This is a genomic window from Mesorhizobium salmacidum (SeqCode) (genome assembly GCF_037179605.1).
In the GTDB taxonomy this organism is placed as follows: domain Bacteria; phylum Pseudomonadota; class Alphaproteobacteria; order Rhizobiales; family Rhizobiaceae; genus Mesorhizobium; species Mesorhizobium salmacidum.
Window position 1 is genome coordinate 1 of record NZ_JAPYKS010000068.1, and the last position, 1,840, is coordinate 1,840.

The 1,840-nt window shown below is 62.1% G+C and carries 1 protein-coding gene; it reads left to right on the top strand.

Annotated elements, in window-relative coordinates; all coding sequences use genetic code 11:
- Positions 1-1,840 (top strand): sulfate adenylyltransferase subunit CysN (gene cysN / locus O7A60_RS31610; protein ID WP_337109564.1); only part of this gene is annotated, 1,840 nt, incomplete at both ends.

Consider the following 1,840-nt stretch of genomic DNA (forward strand, 5'->3'; position numbering starts at 1 on the left):
CGGATGGCGTCCGCGATTATCTGGCCGCGCAGGAGAAGAAGTCGCTGCTGCGCTTCCTGACCTGCGGTTCGGTGGATGACGGCAAGTCGACGTTGATCGGACGCCTGCTGTCCGACACCAAGCAGATTTTCGAGGACCAGCTCGCCGCGCTCGAACGCGATTCGCGCAAGCACGGCACGACGGGTGACGACATCGACTTCGCGCTCTTGGTCGACGGCCTCGAGGCCGAGCGCGAGCAAGGCATCACCATCGATGTCGCCTACCGCTTCTTCGCCACGCCGAAGCGCAAGTTCATCGTTGCCGATACGCCCGGCCACGAGCAATACACCCGCAACATGGCGACCGGCGCCTCGACCGCCGATCTAGCGATCGTGCTGATCGATGCCCGGCAAGGGGTGCTGCGCCAGACAAGGCGCCATTCGATCATCGCCTCGCTGCTCGGCATCCGCCACATCGTGCTGGCGGTCAACAAGATCGATCTCGTCGATTTCGACCAGGCGGTCTTCGACAGGATCGTCGAGGACTACCGGCAGTTCTCGCGCGATCTCGGTTTCCAAGCCATCATGCCGATCCCGATGTCGGCCCGCTACGGCGACAACGTCAGCCGCCGCTCCGAAACCATGCAGTGGTATTCCGGCCCGACACTGATCGAGCATCTCGAAACCGTGTCGGTCGACGAAGTCACGGCCGAGCTGCCGTTCCGCTTTCCGGTCCAGTACGTCAATCGCCCCAATCTCGACTTTCGTGGTTTTGCCGGCACCATCGCGTCCGGTACCATTGCGCAAGGCGACGAGGTCGTCGTCGCCAAATCGGGCAAATCCTCGCATGTCAAACGCATCGTCGCCTATGGCGGCGATCTCAAACAGGCAGTGGCCGGCCAGGCCATAACGCTCGTCCTCGACGACGAGGTCGAGATCTCACGCGGCAACATGCTGGTTTCGCCGGCCGCACGGCCGCAGGTCGCCGACCAGTTCGCCGCCAGCATCGTCTGGTTCGACGAAAATGCGCTGCTGCCTGGCCGGTCCTATATCCTGCGCACCGAGACCGATCAGACCAGCGCCACCGTCACCGATCTGAAATACCGCATCAACGTCAACGACTTTGCCCATGAGGCGGCCAAGTCGCTTGAAATGAACGAAGTCGGCATCTGCAACATCTCGACACGGACGCCGATCGCCTTCGATCCGTTTGGCGAGAACCGCACCACCGGCGCCTTCATCCTGGTCGACCGCATCTCAAACGCCACGGTCGGCGCCGGCATGATCCTGCATTCGCTGCGCCGCGCCGAAAACATCCATTGGCAATCGCTCGATGTCGGCAAGGGCGTGCGCGCCGACATGAAGAACCAGCGGCCCGCCGTGTTCTGGTTCACGGGGCTTTCGGGCTCCGGCAAGTCGACCATCGCCAACCTGTTCGAGAAGAAGCTGTTCGCCACTGGCCGCCATACCTATATCCTCGACGGCGACAATGTCCGTCACGGTCTCAACCGCGACCTTGGATTCACCGACGCCGATCGCGTCGAGAACATTCGCCGCGTCGCCGAAGTGGCCAAGCTGATGGCGGACGCCGGGCTGATCGTCATCGTCTCCTTCATTTCGCCGTTCAGAGCCGAGCGGCGCATGGCGCGCGAATTGATGGCCAGTGGCGAGTTCATCGAAGTCTTTGTCGACACGCCTTTCGAGGAATGCGCCAGGCGTGACCCGAAGGGCCTCTATGCGCGCGCGCTGAATGGCGAGATCAAGAATTTCACCGGTGTCGATTCTCCTTACGAAGCACCGGAGAACCCGGAGATCCATCTCAAGACGCTCGGCAAGTCGCCTGAAGAGATGGTAGATGCCCT